The sequence below is a fragment of the bacterium genome (assembly GCA_027622355.1).
GTDB lineage: Bacteria > UBA8248 > UBA8248 > UBA8248 > UBA8248 > JAQBZT01.
Window position 1 is genome coordinate 1 of sequence record JAQBZT010000210.1, and the last position, 5,333, is coordinate 5,333.

General features: G+C 59.9%; 6 protein-coding genes. 1 reads left to right on the forward strand and 5 read right to left on the reverse strand.

The genetic code is table 11. The annotated features are described in order from the left end of the window. The first annotated feature begins 92 nt into the window (after window positions 1-92). On the forward strand, window positions 93-365 hold the full coding sequence (locus O2807_11530) for a hypothetical protein (protein MDA1001129.1): 273 nt from the start codon (window positions 93-95) through the stop codon (window positions 363-365). Here the strand turns inward: O2807_11530 and O2807_11535 are convergent. The 5 genes from O2807_11535 to O2807_11555 form a co-directional block, all read right to left on the reverse strand. Continuing rightward, the gene (locus tag O2807_11535) at window positions 362-1,282 is read right to left on the reverse strand and encodes a sigma factor (GenBank protein MDA1001130.1); all 921 of its coding nucleotides are present in this window, start codon (window positions 1,280-1,282) and stop codon (window positions 362-364) included. The two genes, O2807_11530 and O2807_11535, sit on opposite strands and share 4 nt — an antisense overlap. Before the next feature lie 47 nt (window positions 1,283-1,329). Next, window positions 1,330-1,992, reverse strand: a complete 663-nt coding sequence (locus O2807_11540; protein ID MDA1001131.1) for a 3-oxoacid CoA-transferase subunit B — start codon at window positions 1,990-1,992, stop codon at window positions 1,330-1,332. 10 nt (window positions 1,993-2,002) lie between these two features. Continuing rightward, a complete protein-coding gene (locus O2807_11545; GenBank protein ID MDA1001132.1) occupies window positions 2,003-2,716 on the reverse strand; it encodes a CoA transferase subunit A in 714 nt (237 codons plus the stop codon). Window positions 2,717-3,120: 404 nt separating this feature from the next. After that, complete coding sequence (locus O2807_11550; protein ID MDA1001133.1) at window positions 3,121-4,572, reverse strand: TrkH family potassium uptake protein; 1,452 nt, start codon at window positions 4,570-4,572, stop codon at window positions 3,121-3,123. Window positions 4,573-4,604: 32 nt separating this feature from the next. After that, on the reverse strand, window positions 4,605-5,333 hold a 729-nt coding region (locus O2807_11555; protein MDA1001134.1), incomplete at its 5' end, for an NAD-binding protein.

Here is a 5,333-nt window from a genome sequence, read left to right on the forward strand (position 1 = left end):
GCACATATGCCCTCCCGGTGTAGAATGCCCCCGCCCGCAGAGAAGAGGCCCTTTCCTGCGGTCATTCCTGAACACCCAACAAAGGACAAGCGATGAATTACGAAGTGAAGGACAAAACCATTTCCTTTGAAGCCCGCCTGGAGGATGTAAAGCTCATCTACCGGACCCTCCACCGGCATTTGACCGACCATCTGGATTTAATGGACTGCGGATTTTTCGACACGATCCAGTCGGCCCTTCAGAAAAAAGCCCAGGCCGAGGGCGTGGACATTGGCCATCACAGTGCTTGGGATCTCTGGCTCGGAAACGATGGGCTCCCGAACTGCGAGGAGCGCGTCAAGAAGAGGAGAATTCTCGAGGGCTAGCGCTTCTCCTCCGGCTCCTCCGCCTGGAGGTTCCGGATCATGTGACCGTCCGTGTAAACCTTCAGCGCCCGGATCGACTCGCCGTCGCAAAGGACCGCCATCGCCGCCGCCGGCATCCACTCGGTCCGTTCCTTGTACCAAGAACGAATCAAGATGCCGCGGCATCCGCTGAGCCACACCGGCGCGCAGTGGAGGTGCTCGCCGAGATCGCCCGCCACCTCGGAAAGCGCAGAGGCCACGAAATCCCTCCCGCTGACTACTTGTTCCTCAGCGACAAACTCGGCATCGGACCAAATCATTTGCTGGAGAAGGGCGCGATCGCGGAGCAGGAACACTTCGGCGAACCGCTCGCAAAGCCGTTCCGATTTTTCATCGTCCACCACCGGCACGAAAGGAATATGGCCGCCCCACCTGCGTTCAATTTCCTGCCGCCGCGCCCCGGCTTCCTGGGCAATCTGGAAAATCTCGGGTAATTTTTTTTTCAAGGCACCCGCCGCAAGCCGATCGCCGTCCTCATATCCCTCGCGGAGCACGGTGACGGCCCGCTGCTCCGGGTTCATGTAGTGAAGCGTGAAAATATGGGAGAGCGTAATGCCCGCCTCGCCGATGTTTTTCTCCAGGAACCGGAAATTCGGCTCACCGCTCGGACCCGCGGTCTGCACCACTTCCGGAATGTCGAATTCCTCCAGCAAAGCGGTTTTTCCCCGCTTCAGGGCATCCACCGCGAGAGCCGTGGAGGTCACGAGCAGCCACTCTTCCGGGTCGGGAACGTTCTCAAAAGCCTGCCCCATTTCCAGAACCTGCATCAGGGTGTCCTGGGCCAGATCGTCGGCGTCCAGAAGGCTCCCCGTCATGAGGTAGGCATGCCGTCGGAGAAAAGGCCAGTACTTGAGGGTGAATTTTTCGAGATCGCGCAAAGTGCGGTTCCCCGGAGAGAAATGCCGGAAAGGAAAACAGCCGTATGTTAGGCCGCGGAGAACATCTCGCGCAGATTGGCGGCGATGCGAAGAGGAGCCTCCGTCTTTTCACGGACTTCATCTTCAGGCACGCCTGGCGCCACCTCTCGAAGGAGAAGGCCGTCCTCCTCCACCGTAATGACAGCCAGATCCGTGACTATCACATTGACTACTTTTTTCCCCGTTAAAGGGAGATCGCAAGCGTTGAGAATTTTTGGGGCACCCTTTTTCGTGGTGTGCTCCATTGTGATGATGACCTTTTTCGCGCCCACCACGAGATCCATCGCGCCGCCCATTCCAGAGAGCATCCGGCCGGGTATGGCCCAGTTGGCCAGATCGCCGTTGGCCGCCACCTGCATCGCGCCCAGGACGGTGGCGTCAATGTGCCCGCCCCGCACCATGGCGAACGAGGTCGCACTGTCGAAAAAGGCGGCGTTTTGCATGAGGGTGACGGTTTCCTTGCTGGCATTGATCAAATCGGGGTCTTCTTCTCCCTCGTAGGGGTAGGGGCCGACCCCGAGAATTCCGTTCTCCGAATGGATCGTCACGCCATAGTCCTCGGGAATGTAATTGCTGACGAGGGTCGGGATGCCCAGCCCCAAGTTGACGTACCCGCCCCTCGGCACCTCCAGAGCGGCGCGGCGGGCGATATCTTCTCGGGTGAGTGCCATTTCCCTTCCTTTAATTTTCCCGTGGACGCGTGGTGAGAATCTCGATGGGCTTGTCCGGATTCTCTACCTTCACCACGCGCTGCACGAAAATGCCCGGGGTATGAATGTGATCGGGATCCAAAGCGCCGGTGGGGACGATCTCTTCGACCTCGGCGATGGTCACCTCCGCCGCCGTCGCCATGCCGGGATTGAAATTCTGTGCGCTTTTCCGGTAGATCAGATTCCCCGATTCGTCTGCTTTCCAGGCGCGGATGAGGGCGAAATCCGCCCGCAGGGGCATCTCCAGAATATATTCTTTTCCGTCAATCACGCGGGATTCTTTCCCCTCGGCGACAACGGTACCGACGCCGGTCGGGGTGTAAAAGCCGCCGATGCCCGCGCCGCCCGCACGGATTCGCTCGATCAGCGTACCCTGCGGAATCAGCTCAAGCGCGATCTCTCCCGCGAGCGCCTGTTGCTCGTAGGCCTTGCAGGCGCTTCCCACGCGGCTGGCCACGACCGATCGAATTTTTTTCTTCTCGAAAAGAAGGCCCAGACCCCAGCCGTCCATCCCGCCGGCGTTGGCGATCAGATGCAGCCCTTCGACGTCATCCCGTTCGCTGAGCGCCGCGCAAAGGTTGTGCGGGGCACCGCAAATGCCGAAGCCGCCCACGAGAATCGAGGCGCCCGCCGGAATGTCCGCTACCGCTTCGGCGGAACTTTTCCACACTTTAGAATGGCCCATTCCGTCTCTTTTCCCCGAAAATTCAGGGCGCCAGCCGCGAACTCCAAGCAGGTGGCTCCCCCTTGTTTTTTGTTCTCTCCCGGCGGCGCGAAAAATCCCGCATTATCCTTCAGTATCGCGCAATCGCCCCCGCTCTCAAATTTTGCGCAGTATCGCGCAGTATCCCGCAATTGCCCAGCCGGCCCCGGGCGCGCGCCGCCGCCCCTTTTGGAGTGGGGCGGACCCACTCTCGCACATCCAGAGCGAAAGAGCGGCGCAGAAAATGCGGGGAGGATCGGACCCTCCGCCGCCTCAGGCGCCCCGGCCGGGGGGCGCAAAGCCCTGGTCCCTGCCCGCCGGGGGCGAGAGCCGCCCATCCGGCCGCCTCGGGAGCGCGGCCGGGAGGGTGCGTTTGGATGGCACAGCTAACCCCATTTTTTCCAGTACGCCGGCTGAAGCAGCACCAGCACCGTGAACACTTCCAGGCGGCCGATGATCATCCCCGCCGACAGAATCCATTTTAATGTGTCGGGCAGGGCCCCGTAATCCATCGCGGGGCCGACGCGGGCCAGGCCCGGGCCAACGTTCCCCACGGTGGCCGCCACCGCAGAGATGGACGAGATAATATCGAGGCCAAAGGCCGTGCACAATGCCACCAGAATGATGGTTGACCCCAAATACAGCACGAAAAAAGCCTGCACCCGGCCGAGAATGCCTTCCTCCACCACCTGGCCGTTCAGATGAATCGGGATCACCGCCTGGGGGTGCAGACTCTTCCGAAGCTGGGCCCTGGCGCTCTTCAGCAAGAGGAGGACCCGCGCCTGCTTCATGGCGCCGCCCGTCGAGCCGCCGCAGCCTCCGAAAAACATGAGAGACAACAAAACAACTTGCGAGAAAAACGGCCAGGCGCCGAAATCCTCCGTTGCATATCCGGTCGTGGTGACGATGGAAACCGTTTGAAAGACAGCTTGGCGCAGTGCCGCGGGCACTCCGATACCGTTCGCCCAGACAAGATTCACCGCGATGAAAACCGTCGCGACAATCACCACCACAGAATAAAAACGAAATTCCTCGTCTTGAAAGTATCCCTCAACCGATTTGCCGCTCAAGGCCCGGTAGTGAAGGAGAAAATTCGCCCCCGAAAGAAACATGAAGATGACGATAACCATTTCGATGTAGACGCTGCCATATGCGCCGACGCTGCCCCCCCGGCTGGAAAACCCTCCCGTCGCCAGCGTCGTAAAGCTGTGGACCACGGCATCGAAAAGAGACATCCCGCCGATCCACAGGAGAACAACCTCGACCACCGTGATGACCAGATAAACGCCCCAGAGGATTTTCGCCGTCTCGCGGATGCGGGGCATGACCCGCTCTTTCACCAGGCCGGGGACCTCTGCCTGATAGAGCTTGTATCCGCCGACTTGAATCATCGGTAAAATGGCTACCGAGAGCACGATGATGCCCATTCCGCCGAGCCATTGGATAAACGCCCGCCAGAAATGAAATGCGTGAGACAATTCCTCGACGGCATCCGCGGAGAGAACGGTCGCGCCCGTCGTCGTGAAACCCGAAACCGTTTCGAAAAAAGCATCCGTAAATTCAGGAAAAATCCCGTGAATCCAGAACGGAAGCGCGCCGAACAGACCGCACATCGCCCAGGCCGTCGCGACAAGAAAAAAGCTCCCGCGCAGGGTCAACTCTTCGTCGGCCCGCCCCGCCAGGCAAAGGGCCCCTCCCGCGGCGGCCGTCAGCACGGCGCCCAAGAAAAATGAAACGGCCTCGCCGCCGCCGTAAATCCAGGACACCGGAATCGGCACCAGCATCGCGGCGGAGAGACCGAGCAGAATCGCCCCCATCGCGTTGAAGACGGCTCGCATCCGATACCTTTCTCAGATAAGTGGTGCCGGGGCTAATTCAGGAAAAGCGCTTCCATCTGTTGGTGATCGGCATAGCGGGCGAAGAGAATCACCCTGTCGCCCGCCTGAAGCATCGTGGAACCGGAGGGAAGAATCACTTCCCCCTTTCGGGAAATCGCACCGATCAAAACCCCCTCGGGAAGAGAGAGCTCTTTGATGGGAACCTCGGTCACGCCTTGCCGATCCTTCACGACAAATTCAAGCGCTTCCAGATCTTCCCCGGGAAAGGTGAACATCGAGAGAATGCGGTCGCGCTGGAGGTGGCGCAGTATCCGATCGGCAACGGCAAGGCGCGCATTGACCACCACATCCACGCCCAGGGCATAAGCGGTCGCGAACATGTCGCCGCGCTTGATGAGCGCAATCACTTTTCCGGCCCCCATCTGTTTTCCGATGGCCGCGCTCAAAAGATTGGCCGCCTCGTCGCTGGTAACGCAGACAAAGATATCTGCTTTGCCGAGATTTTCTTCGGCCATCAGCTTGGAGTCCACGCCATCGCCCTCGAGCACGAGAACGCCCGGAAGCTGCCCGGCCAATTCCTTGCAGCGTTCCGGATTTTTCTCGATGATCTTCACCCTGAACCCGAAATCGGAAATCTGACGAGCCACCTCTGCCCCCACGCGTCCGCCGCCGACAATAACGACGTTGTGACCGGTGACTTTCCGGGCGCCGAACTTCTCCGCGATGAAATTGGTGTCGGAAGGCGCACCCAGCAGATAAAG

What these genes read in the sequence shown, in the direction of transcription:
- O2807_11550 (MDA1001133.1), bottom strand. Translation starts at nt 4,572, where the DNA reads ATGCGAGCCGTCTTCAACGCGATGGGGGCGATTCTGCTCGGTCTCTCC.
- O2807_11540 (MDA1001131.1), bottom strand. Translation starts at nt 1,992, where the DNA reads ATGGCACTCACCCGAGAAGATATCGCCCGCCGCGCCGCTCTGGAGGTG.
- O2807_11530 (MDA1001129.1), top strand. Translation starts at nt 93, where the DNA reads ATGAATTACGAAGTGAAGGACAAAACCATTTCCTTTGAAGCCCGCCTG.
- O2807_11545 (MDA1001132.1), bottom strand. Translation starts at nt 2,716, where the DNA reads ATGGGCCATTCTAAAGTGTGGAAAAGTTCCGCCGAAGCGGTAGCGGAC.